Below are 19,659 nucleotides of genomic sequence, written 5' to 3' on the forward strand. Positions count from 1 at the left end.
CGAAAACCAAGGGGATAGCGGAACACTAAAACGGGAGTATGACTTAACATTAATGATAACTCATTTTTTCCTAGGATTGCCTTCTATATTTGACAATTCCACTTCTAGAGCGTTAAAAAATTCATCGATATCGTATTTCCCATGGATAAAAATCCTTCCAGGGCTCAGATAATCGTGAGATATCTCTCCTTTGTTGATCACAACTATCTTTCCTGAACACATAGATGGGAGATAAGCTGCTGGAGTTACCGTCAGGGACGACCCCACGACAAAAAGGATGTCTGCATTTTTTATGAGGGTCTGACATTCATTGAGATACTTTACATTTTCACCAAAGAAAACGACATCAGGCTTAATAACACCTTTACAGATATCACAAAGGGGGACCTTTTCTTTAAGAACCTTGTGGAAAGAAATTTTATAATCATATTCTTGACCGCATCGGGTGCAGAAGCTTTGCCACATGTTGCCATGAATTTCAAATACTTTTTCCGAACCTGCTTTTTGATGCAGAGCATCGATGTTTTGTGTAATAATTCCCTTAAGCAGCCCACCCTTTTCCATGTTAGAAAAAAAATAATGGGAAAATGTGGGTTGTATCTCATTAATAGTCTTTAGAAACTCTCGGTGGAATTCATAAAAGAATGACGGATTTTGATAGAAATAATCAATATCGAAAATAAGTTCAGGATCAGTTTTCATTTTTTTTCTATAAATGCCATTTGGGCCTCTAAAGTCAGGAATGCCCGCATTTGTTGACATACCCGCTCCGCTTAAAAGGACCGCTTTTCGAGAAGAGAGTAAAACCTCTGCACAACGTTTAACATCAAACGTAAAATCTTTATCCATAAGACCACCTCCATATATTTTTATTATATCTTAAAAAAACTTGCAAGTTAATTAAAATTTTATGCAACCGATTGCCCTTTTTGATACAATATCGCCAGTATAAAAATGGAGGTGTTAGGATGGCTAGCAAAAACCTGATTTACGGGGTGGACGACAAACCTCCATTCCCGATTATGGTGTTAGCAGGATTTCAACACGTTTTAACGTTATTTGGCGCTACTACTCTTGTTCCTCTTATTTTTGGCCCAGCCATGGGGATGACGACGGCAGAGATTGGCTTTTTTATTTCTTGCGTTTATTTAGCTATGGGTATTGCCACCCTTATTCAGACCCACCCCAGGTTGGGATCAGGTCTTCCTATTGTTCAAGGTTCCAGTTTCAGTTTTATCCCTCCAATAATGACTATTATTGCAGCTTATGGCGCTGCTGGCCCTGCTGCAGTAATGCAGCATGTAGGAGGTGCCCTTATCGCAGGAGGGATTCTTCTTTCGATCATCGGTTATAGCAGAATAGTAGGGGTTATTAGGAAAGTCATTACCCCTATAGTTATAGGCCCCACGATCATGGCGATCGGGTTTTCTTTGGCTCCTGTTGCCGTTCAGGGTAATGCGGCCAATTATTGGCCCATTTCATTGATTGTTGTTGTGTGTGTATTCTTTTTCAGTCTTATGAGTAAAAATAAATTTTTTAACATATTTGCCATCCTTGCCTCTATAAGCATTGCTTATCTAGCAGCTCTTGCAGGTTCTCTTCTAGGCTTTTTCCCAAGCGAACATCCTGCTTTTATAAATCTAGCCAGTGTGGCGGATGCTCCTTGGTTCCGTTTCACTGGTGTTATGCCCTGGGGTTTGCCGAAGTTTGATATCCTTTCCTTTGGGGCCATAATTGCTGGGTTCTTTGCCGTAATGATTGAATCCATTGGAGATTATCACTCCTGCTCCTATGTGGCGGGGTTGCCAGATCCTGCTCCAGCCACCATTAATAGAGGGATTGGAGCGGAAGGGCTCAACTGTGCTATCGCTGGGGCACTTGGAGCTGTAGCCACCACATCCTATACAGAGAATATTGGACTTATAGGACTTACAGGTGTGGCTTCTCGATGGGTTGTTCGCACAGGTGCCATTCTCCTAATCCTTATGAGCTTTGTAGGAAAGATTGGTGCCCTCATCGCAACGATTCCAAGTCCTGTTATTGGCGGTGCTTATATTGCCCTTTTTGGCATTATCGGAGCTCTTGGTATCCAGATTCTTCTTCGGGCGGACATGACTAGCCAACGGAACGTTCTCATTGTAGGTTTTGCCTTCCTTATGGCTCTAGGTCTCCCTGGGTGGGTGGAAGCTCAAAAAGATGCATTCTTTTCTATTGGTATTATAGGTCAGGTTCTCTGGGCCATTATGAAAACGCCCATGGCTGTCGCAGGTATTTGTGCGGCATTTTGGGATAATGTTATCCCAGGAACACTAAAAGAGCGGGGACTTTCAGCGCAGTAGCAATCTTTTGAAACGCTGCTCTTACAAAAAATCGTTTACATGTTAAAAAAGCCCAACCTTTTTTTTCAGGTTGGGCTTTTGCGTTATAAAGAAAGCAAAAAATAATTTTAATCACAAAAGAATAGGATCGTATCGAGAAGGAAGAAGATTGGGTGATTTTTTGTTTTTGTATACCCTATTTTTTGAAGATTTATTTTAAAATAAAAGAGTATAAATTTCTTGTTTTTTAAAATTAACAGAATGGAATTACAAAACGAATATACGAGGTTGCGTTACTGGTGGTTGACCCTGTTATAAATTAATACGATGAGAAGATAGAGGTGAGAGATAATGAGATTTAAAAGACTATGGGGCGTGGCTGCCATCCTTATTGTTGTTGGAGGTTTTTTCCTTTTATCGAATAGAAAAGAGGAACAAAAAGAGAAGGTTGTGGAAAAAATCGCTCGTCCTGTAAAATATATAACCCTTTCTGCCCCAGACGTTGTTTTACGACGTGTATTTCCAGGTAAAGTCCTTGCCTCAAAGACAGCAGATCTCTCTTTTAGAGTGTCAGGTCCTCTTATTGAGTTACCAGTGAAGAAAGGTGAACCTATAAATAAGGGCGATCTTGTTGCCCAAATAGATCCTCGAGATTTCAAAGTTCAATTGATGAATGCTCAGAGCGCCCTGAATAATGCTAAAGCACAGCTGTCTGCTATGAGAGCTGGAGCAAGAAGAGAAGAAATTTCGGCTTTATCTTCTCAAGTTGCTTCGGCGAAAGCCAAATTGGCAGAGGCAGAAGCAGATTATAAAAGGATGGAACGCTTATTTAAGGAAGGAGTTGTTACTCAAGTAGATTTAGAGCGGTCAAAAACAACCTATGAGGTGGCGAAAGGGGAAGTGAATGCTGCTAGTCAGGAACTTCAGAAGGCAAAAAGTGGTGCTAGGGCTGAAGACATTGCGGCGATGGAAGCTACTATACAGGGGTTAGAATCTCAAGTTCAAGCTGCTCAAAGTGCCTTGGATGATACAGAACTCAAAGCTCCTTTTAAAGGTATTATTGCTGATCGATATGTGGACAATTTTCAAAGCGTGCAAAGGGACCAACCGATTGTAAGTTTACAAAATCTGGAAGAGGTTGAAATAGTGGTCTCTATTCCAGAACAGGATATTATGAAATTTCGTTTAAATACTTCTTTAGGAGTATCTTCGTTTTTTGAGGCAGCACCCAACACTCAATACTCTCTTGTCTTTAAGGAGATATCTACAGAAGCCGACCCACAAACACAGACGTATGCAGTTACATTCACGATGCCTTACCCGAAGGACATAGTTGTTTTGCCAGGTATGACTGCGAATGTTGAATTTACTGGGCAAAACGGGGCCCATGAGGTTAAAGGATTTGCAGTCCCTTCTATAGCCGTTGTTCCAGGAGAGGGAACAACGCATTTCCTTTGGATTATCAATGAAGAAACCATGACGGTTCATAAGGTGGAAGTATATATTCATTCGTATCAAGGCGATATGGTCATTGTTGGTGGGAATATTACAGTTGGAAATCGTGTCGTTACGGCTGGAGTGAATTATTTAGCCGAAGGGGATCCAGTAACGTTCCTTTCTCCTAACGAGTAGAGGCCTATTATGAATATTGCAGAATATTCAATTCAAAAGAGATACGTGACGTGGTTTTTTACAGTTTTTTTGATTATAGGTGGAGTTTTTGCCTATAAAGGATTAGGAAAACTGGAAGATCCTGCCTTTACTATTAAGACAGCAGTAGTTACCACTGCTTACCCAGGAGCTACGCCAAAAGAAGTGGAGGAAGAGGTAACGGAAGTTATAGAACGGGCTGCTCAACAGATGGGACAAGTGGATAAGGTCCGGTCTCTTTCTCAGGAAGGCGTTTCTCTTGTGTATGTAGATATTAAAGATACGTATACAGCAAAAGATTTGCCTCAAATATGGGACGAGTTACGACGGAAAATAAATGATGTTCAAGAGCATTTGCCACCAGGAACAAGTCGTTCTTTAGTTAACGATGACTACGGAGATGTATATGGAGTTTATTTTGCCCTTACTGGCGAAGGATATTCTTACAGAGAACTTGAAGATTTTGCCGATTATCTGCGTAGGGAGTTGCTCCTTGTTCCTGGGGTTGCAAGTGTTGAAGTGACAGGCATACAAAAAGAGGCTATTTATGTAGAAATTTCCAGAACGAAACTTAGTCAGCTCGGTATCTCTATGGGAGAACTTTTTCAAGTTCTCAAAGCTCAGAATTTCGTGGTTCCATCGGGGAAAGTGAGAGCGGGGGCAGAGTATATTCGCATAACTCCAACTGGGGAGTTTTCTTCTGTCGAACAAGTAGGGGCGTTACTTCTTGCATCTTCCTCGAGGGTGCTGATCCGTTTAGATGACATAGCTACAGTTACTCGTAATTATATAGAGCCGACACGGGCAATTATGCGTTATAACGGAAGTCCTGCTGTTGGAATCGGTATCTCCAACGTAGAAGGTGGCAACGTTATTGCTATGGGAGAAGCCATAAAGAAGCGGCTCAAGGAACTAGAGCCGCAGACTCCTATCGGCATGAATTTAGGGCTTATTTACTACCAGTCGGATACAGTTCAAAAGGCAATTAATAACTTTTTATTAAATCTTCTGGAAGCTCTGAGTATAGTTATTGCCATATTACTTATATTTATGGGTTTCCGCAGTGGGATGCTTATTGGCGGGGTATTGTTGCTTACAATTTTTGCCACTTTTATCGCAATGAAACTTGTGAGGATAGATCTTCATAGTATTTCTCTTGGAGCATTGATTGTAGCTTTGGGAATGCTAGTGGACAACGCCATCGTTGTTGCTGATGGCCTTCTTGTGCGGATACAAAGTGGTGAGGATAGAATATCTTCTGCCGTGGGTGTTGTGACTCAAACTCAATGGCCTTTGTTGGGAGCTACTTTTATTGCTGTTATAGCTTTTGCTCCTATTGGCCTGTCCCCAGATAGCACAGGGGAGTTTTGCCAAAGCCTTTTTCAGGTAGTGGGGATTTCCTTGATTATAAGTTGGGTGCTTGCCGTTACCGTTACTCCTGTAGCCGGTGTGCGTTTTTTAAAAACTTCAGCAAAAGCAGAAATTCCCTACGATACAAAACTTTATAGGGTGTATAGAAGATTTCTCAAGGCGTGTATTCGTAAGAGAAAGGTAACAATATTGGTTATGGTTTGTTTGCTTGGTTCTGCTCTCATAGGCTTTACGTTTGTGGATCAATCTTTTTTCCCAAGCTCCTCAAGCCCCCTTTTTACAGTGGAATTTTGGCGTCCTCGGGGTGCTTATATAGAAGAGACCCAGAGAGAGGTAGAAAAAGTTGAAGCTTTTATTTTGAAACAGCCAGAGACAGTTTCTGTAACAAGCTACGTGGGACAGGGAGCCCTTCGTTTTATTCTCACCTATACGCCAAGTGATTCTTCTGATAGTTATGGACACTTGATAGTGGAAGCTAAGGATTTGAAATCAGCAGAGTCTTTACGTCGTAAACTGGGAAATTTCATGAATATAGAAATGCCGGATATCGACCCCAGGGTTCGTTCCTTTAGTAAAGGAACAGGGGGAGGTGCAAAAATACAGGCGAGGTTTACGGGGGACGATCCTCGTGTTTTACGACGTCTAGGAGAAGAAGCTTTTTATATGATGAGGAACGCCCCCGATTCGATGAACATCCGGAGCGACTGGGGAGAAAGGGTCAAGGTTATTCGTCCCGTACTTGATGAGGTGCGAACCCGACAAGCTGGTTTAACACGGCAAGATGTAGCATCGGCCCTTGAGATGTCCTTTTCGGGTATACAAGCAGGCTTATACAGAGAGAGGGATAAACTCCTCCCTATTATAGCTAGATTGCCTAAAGCGGATAGGGCGAGACTGGGGGCACTTCCAGAAGTAGAAGTGTGGAGCCCCCTTATGAGAAAATATATAGCCTTAACTCAGATTACAAAAAGCATTGATACCATAGCTGAAGACCCCGTTATTTATAGGCGAAATCGTATGAGGACTTTTTCTGTAGAGTGTGATTCCCGTTCTGGGAAAACAGGTCTTTTATTTGCTTGTATAAAGCCCGAACTGGAAAATATTTCTCTTCCTTTAGGATATAGCCTCAGTTGGGGAGGCGAGTATGAAAGTTCTCAAAAAGCTCAAGGTGGACTTGTGGGGATGATTCCTATTGCTTTTTTAGCCATGGTCGCTATATTAGTTGTTCTTTTTAACGGGTTTAAACAACCCATTATGATTCTTCTTTGTCTCCCCTTGTCCATTATTGGTGTAACGGCGGGATTACTTCTTTTTCATAAATCTTTTGACTTTATGGCTCTCCTGGGATTCTTGAGCCTTGCTGGCATGCTCATAAAAAATGCCATTGTGCTTATTGATCAGATCGATCTCGAAATACGGGAAGGAAAAGAGGGCTTTTCAGCTATAGTGGATTCGGCTATGAGTCGTGCTCGTCCTGTTCTTATGGCAGCTATGACCACGGTTTTAGGTATGATCCCTCTTTATTTTGATATTCTCTTTTCTGCTCTGGCAGTTACTATTATGTTTGGCTTGGCTTTTGCCACGGTTTTGACGTTAATTATCGTACCAGTTCTTTACTCTGTTTTTTTTAAAATTCCTGTTTTTAAAGACGAAAATGTTAGGTAGATCTGTCTTTCTGAATTTGACAAATATACCCATATTCCGTATATTATTAATGAATACATTAAGTTTAGCGACTCGGTAGGATATAGCTGTGATAATAATGTTATAATCAAAAAGAATTCTACTGAAAAGGTATACAGTTTTTACTATCTCAAACACAAAAATCATACAAGAGGAGGAATGACGATGACGAAGAGGTTAGAAGTATATAAGTGTGATTTATGTGGCAATGTTGTGGAAGTGCTTCATGCCGGAGCAGGACAACTTGTTTGCTGCAATCAGCCTATGAAACTTTTAGAGGAACAGACGGCCGATGCTTCGACGGAGAAACATGTGCCAGTTATTGAAGGATCAAAAGTTAAGGTAGGAAGTGTTCCCCATCCTATGAAACCTGAGCATTACATTGAATGGATAGAAGTTATTTCAGGGGATAAAATTTACCGTCAATTCTTGAATCCAGGAGATGCTCCTGAAGCTGAATTTCATGAAATTACGCCAGAATTAAGCAGAGAATATTGCAATATACACGGACTATGGAAGGCAGGGAAGTAGACTATGATATCAAAGAAAATGCAGGACGCTATTAACGATCAGATCAATGCGGAGCTCTATTCAGGTTATTTATATTTAGCAATGGCAGCTTATTTTGAGGAGCAGAACCTCATGGGGATGGCCAATTGGATGCATGTGCAGGCCTTTGAAGAGCAGACCCATGCCATGAAATTCTACCACTATGTTGTTGAGCGTGGGGGAAGAGTTAAGCTTCAGGCTATTGCAGAACCTCCTTTTGAGTGGAAATCCCCCATGGATGTTTTTAAGGGAGCATTGGATCACGAGCGTTATGTAACAAGACGTATTAATGACCTTGTTGACTTGGCTATTGAAGAGAGAGACCACGCCAGCCAGATTTTTCTTCAGTGGTATGTTACGGAACAGGTTGAAGAGGAAGCTCATGCCGAAGAGATCATTCATAAGCTGGAGTTTGTCTCTGATTCGAAACATGGCCTCTATATGCTTGATAAAGAGTTGGGAGCTCGGGGGCAGACACCGTTCTCTACTGAATCAGAAGACTAATTTATCGTTAACCTTATAGATAAGAGATATCGAAGCGAAGGGGCAGGGGCAGAAGATGCTCATGCCCCTTTATTATAAAAAGGGAAGGGGAAATACAATGAATAGTATTGATCCCAGAGCTCTTTTCTCTTTAAGTTACGGAGTATATATATTAAGTACGGAATTTGAGGGTAAGAAAAACGGACAGATTATAAATGCTTTGATACAGGTGACAAGTGATCCAATTTGCATAGCGGCATGTCTCCACAAAGATAATTACACTACAGAATTGGTTGAGAAAAGCCGTCGCTTTTCAGTTTCTGTATTAGAAGAGAGTGTGCCCCTGAAATTTATAGGCATATTTGGTTTTCATTGCGGCCGTGATTTTGATAAGTTTAATGCCTGCTCTTATATCACAGGTTCCACAGGACTTCCGGTGGTTACTGACTTTACTCTTGCTTCTGTAGAAGCCAAAGTCCTTTCAGTCATAGATGTATATACCCACAAACTTTTTATTGCTCAAGTTGAGGCCGCTAAAGCCTTGAAGGAAGGAAAACCTTTGCTCTATGCAGATTATCACTCTATTAAAAAAGGGAAATCGCCGGAGAAAGCTCCTTCATCAATTTTTAATGTGCTAAAATAAAGCTCTTTGCATGAGGCATAGAACGGGAGGTTGAAATAGGAATGATACCGCTTGAGATCAAACCTGGTGTATTCTGGACAGGGGTTTTGGATTGGACGTTGAGAGATTTTCATGGGTACTCTACAGAAAAAGGTTCCACTTACAATGCTTATATTGTGAAAGGTTGTGATAAAGTAGCTCTTTTCGATACAGTTAAGACTACTCATTACGAAGAATTTATCGAAAGAATCGAGGAAGTAACGAATCTGGAGGAAATAGATTATATTATTGTAAGCCATGCAGAGATGGATCATTCTGGTAGTCTTCCTATGGTTGTGGATAGAGTCAGGCCTGAGAAGATATTTCTTTCAAAACCCTGTAAAGATGCTCTCATAGAACATTTTGGAGACATTGTAAAAAGCTGGCCGTTACATGTAGTTGCTACAGGGGATGAGGTTTCCCTTGGGGGTAAGACAGTTTCTTTTATAGAAGCTAGGATGCTTCATTGGCCAGATAGCATGTTTTCATATATAAAGGAAGACCGCCTGCTTATTTCCAACGATGGATTTGGACAGCATTATTCTACGAGTGCGCGTTTTGATGATGAAGCAGAGTGGGGAGAGCTTATGGATCAAACCGCCAAGTACTATGCAAACATTTTACTCCCCTATTCTTCTCTTATGCTTAAAAAACTTGATGAAATAGCAGGCATGAACATAGAAATAGACATGATTGCCCCAGATCACGGCATTATATGGAGGAGTCGCGTCCCTGAAGTTCTTTCTGCCTATAGGAGATGGGCAGAAGGACTTTGTAAGGATAAGGCAGTGGTGGCGTATGATACCATGTGGCATAGCACAGAGACAATGGCCCGATATGTTGCTGAGGGACTTATGAATAAAGGAATTGAAACAGTAGTGATGGATTTACGGGTAGTACATCACAGTGATGTGATGACTGAAATACTGGAAGGGAGAGGCCTGGTGCTCGGATCCCCCACCCTGAACACAGGGTTTTTGCCTCGCATGGCTGATCTCATCTGTTATGCGAAGGGGTTGCGCCCTATAAATAAAGTAGGGGCAGCCTTCGGGTCCTATGGTTGGGCTGGTGAATCGGTTAGGCTGTTAAATCAGGAGCTGGAAGCAATGAAGATCAAGATCGCCCATCCGGGGATAAAAGTAAAATATGTACCTCGAAAAGAGGATCTCAAAGAATGTTACGCTATGGGAGAAGCTATAGCAGAAAAAATCTATGAAACAAACAAAATATAAAACGGTAGCGCCTGCATTCGGGGGACCTTTTTCCCCCGAATGCTACAGACAGGTTTTGGAAGAAATTTATATAACCTATACCCGTCCAGATCTGATTCACCCTGATCCTGTGGAATTTCCTCGCCGCTATTCTGACAAGGTAGACAGGGAGATAGCGGCTCTCATTGCTTCTTCCCTTGCCTATGGACGGGTGCAGCAGATTCATCGCAGTGTCGAGCGCGTTTTATCCCCAATGGAGCATGCCCCTGGTTCCTTTCTTCTTTCAGCTTCGCAAGATGCGCTAGAAGAGCTTTATTATGATTTCAGACACCGTTTTACTTCTGGAAGAGAGCTCATTTCTTTTCTCAAGGGCGTGAAAAGACTCCTTATACGTTTTGGTTCTCTCGAAGAGTGTCTTGCCCACTGTATTGCTGCACAGAATGAGAGGAATGTTTTTAAGGGGATAACAGCCTTCGCCGAAAACCTAAAAGAAGCGGCTGGAGGGGCAAGTTCTCTCCTTGCTTCCCCAGCTGACGGAAGTGCCTGTAAACGTTTTTTCCTGTTTCTTAAATGGATGGTACGTCATGATAGCGTTGATCCCGGAGGCTGGACAGTCCTTTTACCCAAAGACATCTGCGTTCCGGTAGATACCCATATGCATAAAATAGGCAGATCTCTCAATTTCACCATGCGGAAGCAGGCTGACCTAAAAACTGTAATGGAAATAACCCGTGCCTTTCAGATCATATCACCCCTTGATCCGGCTCGGTACGATTTTGCCTTGACTCGTTTTGGAATCCGCGCAGAGCTAGAGATTTCCGACCTCATCAAACGATGTTCAGACGGTGTTTCTATTCACCACCAAGGGTGATCTCATCACAGATATTGGTATGGAGCCATTCCTGGATCTCATAGGGTTTTAGGTGGGGGAGTAACACCATAAGTTTTGTAATAATGGCTTCACGGGTCATATCTTTTCCAGAAATCACTCCCATTTTGAGGGTTTTTCTTCCTACTTCGTATACATTAAGATCCACACCGCCATATACACACTGTGTTGCGATGACCACAGGTATGCCCTTATTCTGAGATAGCTTGAGAGGCGGCAACAAACTTTCCCCAAGGTAGGGGACTCCTCCTAAGCCAAGGGCCTCTATAACAATGGCCCTTGGCTCCATGTTCACAATATACTCCAGATATCGGGCATGGAAGCCGGGAAATAGTGTTAATAGAAATACAGATGTTTCAAACTCAAAGCCTTGGCTGGTATCTCTCAAAAAGGGAGGGGACGAGCCTGGCTTGGGTGTATGGGTTAAAAAAACCCTTCCCTGTTCGATATATCCGAGATGGGGGTAATTAATACTTGAAAATGCCGTATAGTCGCGGCTCAATATTTTTTGAGAGCGGGGGCCGTGGATCAGCTGGTTTCCAAAAGAAATGGCAACGCCTTTTTTCTTTTCCTCAGACAAGGCGCGTGCAAAAAGAAACGATGTATAGATGTTATCTGCGGCATCAGTTCCAGGTACTGTTATTGGCTGCATTGAACCTGTAAGGATCACCGGTTTTGTAAAACTTGGAAGCATAAATGAAAGGGCAGAAGATGTATAGGCCATAGTATCGGTGCCGTGAAGAATAATAAATCCTTCATACTGCTTTTCCTGTTCGAGAAGGAACATAGCGATGCGTTTCCAATCGAGAGGGGACATATTCGAGCTGTCCTTTGAAAGGAGGTCGTGAACGTCTACCTTCCCAAATTCTTGTAGAGCAGGTATGTACCTTAACAGCTGATTTCCGGTCAAAACAGGCGCAAGTCCTTCTTCGCCCTGCTCTGAAGCGATGGTACCACCAGTTGAAATTACAAGAAAACGGTTCAAAACCAGCACCACCTTTCTCTGAATTTATTGTGGGGAGTTCTGCTGTGATACATTTTTGATCCCTCGGTGGACGTCAACTTTTATAAGAAATAGCCCTCCGACAATAAAAGTAGTTGCGACGACAGCTACACCCATACGGCTTGATCCTGTGATGTGTGTGATAAGGCCAAAAATAGCTGGTCCCATAACCCCAGCGAACTTGCTTGAGATGTCATAGAAACCGAAAAACTCCGCGCTTCGAGATGGAGGAAGCAAGCTTGCGTACAGGCTTCTGCTCATTGCTTGCGTTCCCCCTTGTACCGTTCCTACGGCAAAGGCTAGAATCCAGAAATGCCAGGCCTGGGATAAGAAGAAAGCTCCAAAAGAGATGGCAGTATAACCGGCAAGTCCCATTAGAATTGTTTTTTTACTTCCGATTCTGGCCGCAAGCCGTCCAAAGAAAAGGGAGAATGGAACGCCAACAAATTGGGTTAAAAGAAGGGCTCCTACTAGATGAGCCATTGATATGCCAACATTTGCCCCGTATATAGCGGCCATTCTTATCATGGTTCCAACCCCGTCATTGTAGAACCAGAAGGCAACGAGGAACCTGAATAAATCTTGGTAGTGACGTATTTCAGAGAAGGTTTCCCGTAGTCGTAAAATAGCCTCTCCAGCAATACTTTTACGCCGTCTGACAAGAAGGGTCTTTGCAGGAGGCTCAGGTATAAAGATGAGGATGGGAAGAGAGAACGCTCCCCACCAGAGAGCTACAGATAGAAAAGACAGTCTTGGGCCGAGGGTTCCTGGGAGTAACCAGATCATCGCCAGGTTGATGGCAAGGAGCACCCCTCCACCCAGATATCCAAATGCATACCCTTGTGAAGAGACCATGTCCACCTGATCAAAAGGTACAATGTGGGGCAGAAGAGAATCGTAAAAGATCATAGAGGCAGAGAATCCTATAGTTCCAAGGGCCATTAATACGAGGGCAGATTGCCAATGGCCGTAATCCACAAAAAAAAGACCGGCAGAAGCCAGGACACCCAAGAGAGTGAAGATGGTAAGCATCATTTTTTTCTTTCTGACCATGTCGCCTATGGCGCCAAGAAAAGGAGCAGCTACAGCGCAGCAGAGAAGAGCAGATGCGGAAGTGTAGCCCCAAAAGGCAGTGGGAAGACTCCCTTTCAGAAAAGGAGCGGCTATTTCTCTGAAATAGACGGGGAGCACTGCTGCCATAATAGTTGTTGCAAAAGCTGAATTGCCAACATCGTACAGGCACCATGAGGCTACTTTTCGATCTCTTGGGATCATCAGCCTGAATTTTTCCACAATGTTCCACCTCTGATCGCAATATAACAATATAATTGATAGTACCATAGGGTAAGGTGGCAGTGGTGAGATCTATTGAATGATATAATGTCGATTAATTGAAAACTTAAAACATTATGGAGGCCATAATGACATTCATTCGTCCCGATTGGGATTCATACTTTATGATGATAGCTGCAGTAGCGGCTACGAGGGGAACATGTTTGCGACGAAAAGTAGGTGCAGTCATAGTAAGAGACTTACAGATTATAAGTACGGGATATAATGGAGCGCCCAAGGGCCTGCCCCATTGTTCTGAAGTTGGGTGTCTACGGGATAAGCTAGGCATCCCCTCAGGTGAACGACATGAAATCTGTCGTGGGTCCCATGCGGAAATAAACGCAATCGCCCAGGCCGCGGCTGTAGGAACCCGCACAGAAGGGGCGGTGCTCTATTGTACCCATGAACCGTGTTCCTTCTGTACAAAAGCTATTATTAATGCTGGCATACGGCGGATAGTATTTGTTTATCCCTATCCTGATGCTCTGGCTTCAGAAATGCGCTCTCAGGCATCTTTAGAAGTATGTCAGCTTTCAGAAAAAATGTTTCAGGAAATGGATCTGGCTCTCAAAGCCTTCTTACAACAAAGAGGCTAAAACGCTGAGGAGGGAAGGAAATATGAAGTTTACTCGGGAACAGGCATTGGCACATTTGAGAGAATACAACAAAGATGAAGCCCATATTAAACATGCTTTGGCTGTAGAGGCTGCCATGAAGTATTTTGCAAGACAATCTCAAGAAGCCGAAGAGAAATGGGGCATTGTTGGTCTTCTTCACGATATTGACTGGGAACACACAGAACAGACCCCTGAGAAGCACACCCATCTTGCCGCCTTGTGGCTTAAGGAAAAGGGGTATGCTGATGATATTATCCGTGCCGTACAGGCTCACGGTTGGGGGTTGACGTCTGATGTGGAGCCCCACACTCTTATGGAAAAAACACTTTTTGCTGTAGATGAATTGACGGGGCTTATTATAGCGGCAGCCCTAGTACGTCCATCAAAATCCCTTCAGGATTTGCAGGTAAAATCAGTGAAGAAGAAGTGGAAGGATAAAGCCTTTGCAAGAGGGGTGGATCGCGATGTTATTCAAAAAGGTGTTGATATGCTCGATATGAGTCTTGATGAAATGATCGATGGGGTTCTTGAGGCCCTTCGCCCAATAGAGGAGGAATTGGGTCTCGGTATAGAATAGCGTAGTGAGAGTTCAGTCACTTCGCGGATTGTCAAATAAGGTCGGTTCGCTATGATAGGAGCGATACAATTAAGACCTTGGAGGGAAAAGCATGACGATACGTGTAGTATTGGCAGATGATCATCCCCTTACCAGAGCTGGTCTCTCAGCCTATCTTCAGCAAGAAAATTCTATAGAGCTTGTTGGTGAGGCAGAAGACGGAGAAAAGGCATGGGAGCTTATTGTTGATCTCAAACCTGATGTAGCCCTGCTTGACATTCGGATGCCTGGAGAAGACGGCGTTTCTATCGCCCGGCGCATAAAAGAAGAAAAACTTCCTGTAATTCCGGTGATGCTTACATCCTATGATGCTCACCAGTATGTAGTAGCGTCTCTTCGCGCGGGGGCCAGAGGCTTCATACTGAAAACGTCTACTCCCCAGGATCTGATTAGAGCTATCCAGACCGTAGTGCAAGGTGGTCTCTACCTTGATTCGGAAGTGGCAACAGTTGTAGGAGATCGAGAACTTGTGCCGGAATCTCTTTCTGCACGGGAAAGGGAGGTCCTTGTACTGGCGTCAAAAGGACTTTCGAGCAAAGAGGTGGCAGGGGAACTTTTTATCAGCGAAAGAACGGTGCAAACCCACCTTGCTTCTATTTACGATAAACTGGGAGCAAGAAATAAAACGGAAGCCTTACTTCTAGCGTTGAAGTATGGTGTGGTCACTCTTGAGGAATTACTGGAATGAGGCGACACCTGCTATTAGTTCTTGTTTTAGCTGTAACACTCCCCACCATGGCAGTCCTTATCGTTTCAAGTTTTGCCATGATCCATCAGGAGTGGGCGATGGAAGCTGTGACGCGATCATATGTGGAGGATCTGGCGGAAAATGTAGCATCATGGCTTAACCTGGATACGCCTATGTGGGGGGGCGACTCTTTTGCCTCTCTAATAAAAAAATTAAGGGTCTTTTCGTGGGGGCCGTCATTACCTGGATGGGTGGCAGTTGTGACTGCTGATGGAAAGATCCTTATGGCTTCTCCAGGTGTAAGCAACCTTGCGGCTATCTGGGATCCTCGCATCACAATAGGGAAGGCTGTGGAAGTCAGAGATCGCAAGGGGGATAGGTACACCATAGCTGTCTACCCCCTGGATGGAGGCAATCATCTTGTTATTGCCGCGGTGGCATGGCGCCAGCTCATTGGCCCCATGCTCAGATTTGGCTATATTTGGCCTGTTCTGATAGTGCTGATGACTCTTACGAGCCTTATCGCCGTATGGGCAATGTGGCGTTGGCTCATTCTTCCTCTTAAAAAAATGGTGACGGAGGTTGATATCCTGGCCTGGGGCAAGGAATTGCCCGAGGCCGATGATCCCCAGGCAGTTTTTGAACTTGGCCGGCTTCGCAGGGCCCTTTACCGGTTGGCAAAAACCGCTATCGAGCGTGACGATCTTCGAAACCGTTATGTCCACGATGTGGTGAGTGTGCAGGAAGAAGAGAAAAAACGGATTGCTCGAGACATCCACGATGGGCCGCTGCAGGATATTACCGCCATGATTCAGCAGATGCGTCTTTTCAATATGAATCATCATTGCCCACCTAAAGAGAGCAGGCATTTAAAATTGGCAGAAGAAGCGGCTCAGATAGCAGTGAGAGATCTACGAGAACTATGCGATGAGCTTTCTCCTCCATGGCTTGATCTTGGCCTTGAACATGCACTTACCGAGTTAGCTGATAGACTGGCAAGGCATAATGGTATAGAAATAACAGTAGAAGTGGAAGAGCAGCTTTTTATGCCTTCAGAAGTGGTGTTAGCTTTTTTCAGGATCTTTCAGGAGGCAGTTTCCAATGCGGTCCGTCATGGCAAAGCCACAGAAGTCCATGGGGGTGTATCTCTTATAGATTCTTCTACGGTGTTGTTTGAAATACGAGATAATGGAAAAGGATTCGAGCCTTACAAGAGCTACGAGGAACTTCGTATACAGGGTCATAGGGGGCTTGCCAACATTATGGAACGTCTCACCACCCTTCACGGGGAGTTTCAAGTAAAATCCGCCCCAGGAAAAGGTGCAGTACTACGATGTCTTGTCCCCATACCAAAAGATAATGAGGAAAACCAGGAAGGGAGGCAGCCCCGTTCAGGGCGCACTAAATGAGATTAAAAGTACTCGGAGCAGCAGGAGAAGTAACGGGTTCCAATTATCTGATCGAATGCGGTACAAGCCGCATCCTGGTTGATTGTGGCATATATCAGGGGAAGGGGGACGACGAAAAGAACAGGGCGCAATTTGACTTTGTTCCATCGAGCCTTAATGCTGTGGTACTTACCCATGCTCACATGGATCATTCGGGACGAGTTCCTCTCCTAGTGCAACAGGGATTTAAAGGTAAGGTCTGGGCAACCCTTCCCACAGTAGAATTGGTTAGTGTTCTATGGCAGGACTCTGTCCGATTAATGAAAGAAGAAGCGGAATGGAAGACAAGAAAGAATGAAAGAAAAGGCTTGCCTCCGGTGGAACCCCTCTATAGGGAAGAAGATGCTCAAAAAGCAGCCCAGCTTCTTACCGCGGCAACCTATGACGATAAAATAGAGGTGGCGCCAGGTATTTCCGTGCGTTTTCGAGATGCAGGGCATATTTTGGGAAGTGCTATTATAGAAATTTGGGCCCAGGAAGACGGAAAAGAGGTCAAGATCGTTTTCAGTGGAGATCTAGGTCCTCAGGAAACTGTCATGGAGCGCAATCCCGCTATTATTTCCAGGGCTGACTACGTGGTGATCGAGTCTACCTATGGAGACCGTCTTCATAAGTCAAATAAGGAAACTCGGGAAGAATTCAGACAAGTAATAGCCCATGCTCTGAAATCCAGGGCTAAAGTTATGATCCCCACGTTTGTCGTTGACAGGGCACAACGTCTACTGTATGAACTGATGCTTTTACAGAAGGACGGGATATTGAGAAACAACATTCCCATTTTCTTTGACTCTCCTATGGGTGTTAAAGCGACAGAAATTTATAACAAGCATCTCAGTCTGTTCTCCAGGGAAATACAGCAGCATGTTAAAGAAGGGTACGATCCCTTTACGCCTGAGCAGCTTCACTATGTAGAAAGTGTTGCTGATTCCCGCCGTATCAATGATATTAAGCACGCTATCGTTATGGCGGGAAGCGGCATGTGCAACGGAGGCCGTATTGTGCACCACCTGAAGCATGGAGTGTGGAATCCGAGCAACAGAATCATCTTTGTAGGATATCAGGCTAAAGGAACATTGGGACGCCGTATGGTGGATGGCGAGAAAACCCTTCGAATCGCGGGGGAAGAAGTTACAGTCAATGCCCAGCTTCATACTATTAATGGGTTTTCTGCCCACGGTGACAGAGATGACCTTTTAACCTGGGCGGACAACTTTGAAACAGATCCTGTCTTTTTTGTCACCCATGGCGAATCTAAGTCATCTCAAGCCCTGGCCCTTGCTTTGCAGGAGAAAAACCATAGGGCCGTTGTACCTATTGTGGGGGAAGAGTTTGAACTGACTCCACAAAAAGATATTACAACATCGGTCATTGCTCCTGTCTATCTGGAGAAGAGAGGCTACGAAGAACTGAATACCCTGCTCTCTAATATTTCAGGCCTGGCAGCCTCTATTCGTACCAAAACTGATAGTGTAGAGAATCCGGATCTTCTCGTTCCTCTTCTGGAGTCAACCATTATCCTATTGGAAACGGCGAGTCAGAAGGCCGGAGTTGTCGAAGAAAAAGAATGATACTATTTGTTCGTCTGGATTTTAGGGGCTTTTGAGCTTATGATACATCAGTAGTTTTATTTTTATCGCAGGGAGGGAATACGATGCGGAAAGGGCTATTTTTCTGGGGAGGCTTTATACTATGCTTTGCAATCATCGGCCTCGCCATATTCTTTATGGGCAAACAGCCGGAACAGCGAGCTATTACCGAGCCTATTCCAATTCCTGAACCATCAGCTCCATATGTCTACCTCGAAGGGAAAGGCGATGTTTTTGACTTTGACCTCCCGGAAGAGCTGGTTAAAGAAACAGGCCAGGCAAGGCCTTTTTTACTTGCTGTTCAGGGATTTTCTCCAGTCCTTTCCTATTCCCAGCAAGGCGCGAGTCTAATAACGTGGGAAAGCAACCAGCCCCATCTTTACGGGTCGGCGCTTTTTAGCTTGGCTACAACGCAGAGTTTGGAAAAGGGGGAATTCCCCCAAGAATGGAAAGAGATTGAGGAGCAGGTTTCAATAACTAAAAAGGAGGATGGTTCCGTTGTTTTGATGGGGAGCAGCGGAATGCCTCCTCTTTATGTCCACATAGATGGCGGGCTCACCCTTTTATCTACTTCTAGAGAAGGGTTGAATCTGATGAAAGAAGTGCTGAACAATACGAAAGATAAACTTGACATGAGTTGGAAGGTTTCTGCTGACTGGACTAGCCATTTTCGTTTCTATGACGGGGGCATATTTTCTCAGCTCCTATCCCTTGATGGTGTGGAAGTATCTCTTGTCCCCTTTACATTTGACGCGGCATGGAATGAAAATGAGGAAAAAGGCGAACTTCGATGGAAAACAACTGGCACAGAGGGAGTCATACCGGCACCTATACTGGAAAGGCTTTCTCCCATTCGGTGGGACAATCGAATAGTTGTGCCAGAACCTCTAATGCTGGCAGGCGGTCTTAATGTTCCTGATGTGGCCCATATGGATATAGAACAGGATTTGACAGAAGAGATTCCAGAGGGATTTCCCTTTTCTTCTGAAGAAATTTTAGAGTTGTTAAAAGGTCCGCTGTGTGTCACCGTTGGTGGGAGCAGTAAGTTTATTTTCTTTTCCTTGCCCGGTATCCTTCTTCAGTTGCCAGATAGGGGAGTCGCTGGCGTAAAGCTTGTAAATGAGTTCTGGTCACAAGAGTGGCGAGTGCTTGTGCCATCCATTCAAGGTCTTGAAGGATTTCATGCGGGAGGAACTTCAGATGTCCCCCTTACCGTAGTAGGCGCAGCCAGAGAGGATTTGGCTATTTTTGGAGTTATGCAGAAAGACGAGATAAAAGTTGAGAAAAAAATAAGTAGTACTGTGCCAGCCTTGAAAAATAACTCCGAAGCCTTTGCGTGGCTTTACGCTCATGGAGCTCGTCTTGCAGATGCTTTCGACGTGGTGGCCCGGGCGAGTGCCATGGCAGGCAAGCTTGGAAGTGATATTGGCGTAAATGTGGAGGAACTGGCCAGAGGCGCAGAAAAAATACGCAACATCGGTGAGATATCTTTAGTAATGCCCTCCATCAATGAAGGATACATTAGATGGACAGCACCGGAATTATAAAAACTAC

At 44.1% G+C, this 19,659-nt stretch carries 17 protein-coding genes; 14 read left to right on the forward strand and 3 right to left on the reverse strand.

Annotation, left to right across the window (positions count from 1 at the left end; genetic code table 11):
* Positions 1-60 precede the first annotated feature (60 nt).
* Entirely contained in the window at positions 61-849 is a 789-nt protein-coding gene (locus tag B2U56_RS00005) for an SIR2 family NAD-dependent protein deacylase (protein ID WP_286951368.1), read from the reverse strand.
* 119 nt (positions 850-968) lie between these two features.
* Here B2U56_RS00005 and B2U56_RS00010 point away from each other — a divergent pair, with 119 nt between their 5' ends.
* The 8 genes from B2U56_RS00010 (at position 969) to B2U56_RS00045 (ending at position 10,797) form a co-directional block, all read left to right on the forward strand.
* On the forward strand, positions 969-2,339 hold the full coding sequence (locus B2U56_RS00010; RefSeq protein WP_286951370.1) for a uracil-xanthine permease family protein: 1,371 nt from the start codon (positions 969-971) through the stop codon (positions 2,337-2,339).
* Between the two features lie 429 nt (positions 2,340-2,768).
* On the forward strand, positions 2,769-3,950 hold the full coding sequence (locus tag B2U56_RS00015) for an efflux RND transporter periplasmic adaptor subunit (protein ID WP_286951371.1): 1,182 nt from the start codon (positions 2,769-2,771) through the stop codon (positions 3,948-3,950).
* Between the two features lie 9 nt (positions 3,951-3,959).
* Positions 3,960-7,004: an efflux RND transporter permease subunit gene (locus tag B2U56_RS00020; protein WP_286951372.1), complete on the forward strand. Its 3,045-nt coding sequence runs from the start codon at positions 3,960-3,962 to the stop codon at positions 7,002-7,004.
* A gap of 183 nt (positions 7,005-7,187) precedes the next feature.
* Entirely contained in the window at positions 7,188-7,553 is a 366-nt protein-coding gene (locus tag B2U56_RS00025) for a desulfoferrodoxin (RefSeq protein ID WP_013047808.1), read from the forward strand.
* A gap of 3 nt (positions 7,554-7,556) precedes the next feature.
* Complete coding sequence (locus B2U56_RS00030; protein ID WP_013047809.1) at positions 7,557-8,075, forward strand: ferritin; 519 nt, start codon at positions 7,557-7,559, stop codon at positions 8,073-8,075.
* A gap of 97 nt (positions 8,076-8,172) precedes the next feature.
* A complete protein-coding gene (locus B2U56_RS00035) occupies positions 8,173-8,697 on the forward strand; it encodes a flavin reductase family protein (RefSeq protein WP_013047810.1) in 525 nt (174 codons plus the stop codon).
* 41 nt (positions 8,698-8,738) lie between these two features.
* Positions 8,739-9,947, forward strand: coding sequence for an FprA family A-type flavoprotein (locus tag B2U56_RS00040; protein WP_286951373.1), 1,209 nt, complete (start codon positions 8,739-8,741; stop codon positions 9,945-9,947).
* The gene (locus tag B2U56_RS00045) at positions 9,928-10,797 is read left to right on the forward strand and encodes a TIGR02757 family protein (RefSeq protein ID WP_286951374.1); all 870 of its coding nucleotides are present in this window, start codon (positions 9,928-9,930) and stop codon (positions 10,795-10,797) included. The genes B2U56_RS00040 and B2U56_RS00045 overlap by 20 nt, the downstream gene beginning before the upstream one ends.
* Here the strand turns inward: B2U56_RS00045 and B2U56_RS00050 are convergent.
* On the reverse strand, positions 10,778-11,800 hold the full coding sequence (locus B2U56_RS00050) for an asparaginase (RefSeq protein ID WP_286951375.1): 1,023 nt from the start codon (positions 11,798-11,800) through the stop codon (positions 10,778-10,780). The genes B2U56_RS00045 and B2U56_RS00050 overlap by 20 nt on opposite strands.
* Before the next feature lie 24 nt (positions 11,801-11,824).
* Complete coding sequence (locus tag B2U56_RS00055; protein WP_286951376.1) at positions 11,825-13,111, reverse strand: MFS transporter; 1,287 nt, start codon at positions 13,109-13,111, stop codon at positions 11,825-11,827.
* Between the two features lie 128 nt (positions 13,112-13,239).
* On the opposite strand from B2U56_RS00055, the gene B2U56_RS00060 reads away from it, so the two are divergent.
* From B2U56_RS00060 to B2U56_RS00085, 6 genes are all read left to right on the forward strand, one after another.
* Positions 13,240-13,746, forward strand: coding sequence for a deoxycytidylate deaminase (locus B2U56_RS00060; protein WP_286951377.1), 507 nt, complete (start codon positions 13,240-13,242; stop codon positions 13,744-13,746).
* Positions 13,747-13,768: 22 nt separating this feature from the next.
* Entirely contained in the window at positions 13,769-14,344 is a 576-nt protein-coding gene (locus B2U56_RS00065) for an HDIG domain-containing metalloprotein (RefSeq protein ID WP_286951378.1), read from the forward strand.
* A gap of 91 nt (positions 14,345-14,435) precedes the next feature.
* Entirely contained in the window at positions 14,436-15,071 is a 636-nt protein-coding gene (locus B2U56_RS00070) for a response regulator transcription factor (protein WP_286951379.1), read from the forward strand.
* Complete coding sequence (locus B2U56_RS00075) at positions 15,068-16,480, forward strand: sensor histidine kinase (RefSeq protein ID WP_286951380.1); 1,413 nt, start codon at positions 15,068-15,070, stop codon at positions 16,478-16,480. The genes B2U56_RS00070 and B2U56_RS00075 overlap by 4 nt, the downstream gene beginning before the upstream one ends.
* Positions 16,477-18,087: an MBL fold metallo-hydrolase RNA specificity domain-containing protein gene (locus B2U56_RS00080; RefSeq protein WP_286951381.1), complete on the forward strand. Its 1,611-nt coding sequence runs from the start codon at positions 16,477-16,479 to the stop codon at positions 18,085-18,087. Before B2U56_RS00075 ends, B2U56_RS00080 begins: the two co-directional genes overlap by 4 nt.
* Before the next feature lie 83 nt (positions 18,088-18,170).
* The gene (locus B2U56_RS00085; protein WP_286951382.1) at positions 18,171-19,652 is read left to right on the forward strand and encodes a hypothetical protein; all 1,482 of its coding nucleotides are present in this window, start codon (positions 18,171-18,173) and stop codon (positions 19,650-19,652) included.
* The last annotated feature ends 7 nt before the right edge of the window (positions 19,653-19,659 follow it).

Source organism: Aminobacterium sp. UBA4987, assembly GCF_002396985.1.
Taxonomy (GTDB): Bacteria; Synergistota; Synergistia; order Synergistales; family Aminobacteriaceae; genus Aminobacterium; species Aminobacterium colombiense.

Bases quoted from the DNA above. Each gene is read 5' to 3' on its own strand.
- B2U56_RS00010 (WP_286951370.1), top strand. From the start codon at position 969: ATGGCTAGCAAAAACCTGATTTACGGGGTGGACGACAAACCTCCATTC.
- B2U56_RS00080 (WP_286951381.1), top strand. From the start codon at position 16,477: ATGAGATTAAAAGTACTCGGAGCAGCAGGAGAAGTAACGGGTTCCAAT.
- B2U56_RS00070 (WP_286951379.1), top strand. From the start codon at position 14,436: ATGACGATACGTGTAGTATTGGCAGATGATCATCCCCTTACCAGAGCT.
- B2U56_RS00030 (WP_013047809.1), top strand. From the start codon at position 7,557: ATGATATCAAAGAAAATGCAGGACGCTATTAACGATCAGATCAATGCG.
- B2U56_RS00065 (WP_286951378.1), top strand. From the start codon at position 13,769: ATGAAGTTTACTCGGGAACAGGCATTGGCACATTTGAGAGAATACAAC.
- B2U56_RS00085 (WP_286951382.1), top strand. From the start codon at position 18,171: ATGCGGAAAGGGCTATTTTTCTGGGGAGGCTTTATACTATGCTTTGCA.
- B2U56_RS00025 (WP_013047808.1), top strand. From the start codon at position 7,188: ATGACGAAGAGGTTAGAAGTATATAAGTGTGATTTATGTGGCAATGTT.
- B2U56_RS00040 (WP_286951373.1), top strand. From the start codon at position 8,739: ATGATACCGCTTGAGATCAAACCTGGTGTATTCTGGACAGGGGTTTTG.
- B2U56_RS00060 (WP_286951377.1), top strand. From the start codon at position 13,240: ATGACATTCATTCGTCCCGATTGGGATTCATACTTTATGATGATAGCT.
- B2U56_RS00020 (WP_286951372.1), top strand. From the start codon at position 3,960: ATGAATATTGCAGAATATTCAATTCAAAAGAGATACGTGACGTGGTTT.
- B2U56_RS00035 (WP_013047810.1), top strand. From the start codon at position 8,173: ATGAATAGTATTGATCCCAGAGCTCTTTTCTCTTTAAGTTACGGAGTA.
- B2U56_RS00075 (WP_286951380.1), top strand. From the start codon at position 15,068: ATGAGGCGACACCTGCTATTAGTTCTTGTTTTAGCTGTAACACTCCCC.
- B2U56_RS00045 (WP_286951374.1), top strand. From the start codon at position 9,928: ATGAAACAAACAAAATATAAAACGGTAGCGCCTGCATTCGGGGGACCT.
- B2U56_RS00005 (WP_286951368.1), bottom strand. From the start codon at position 849: ATGGATAAAGATTTTACGTTTGATGTTAAACGTTGTGCAGAGGTTTTA.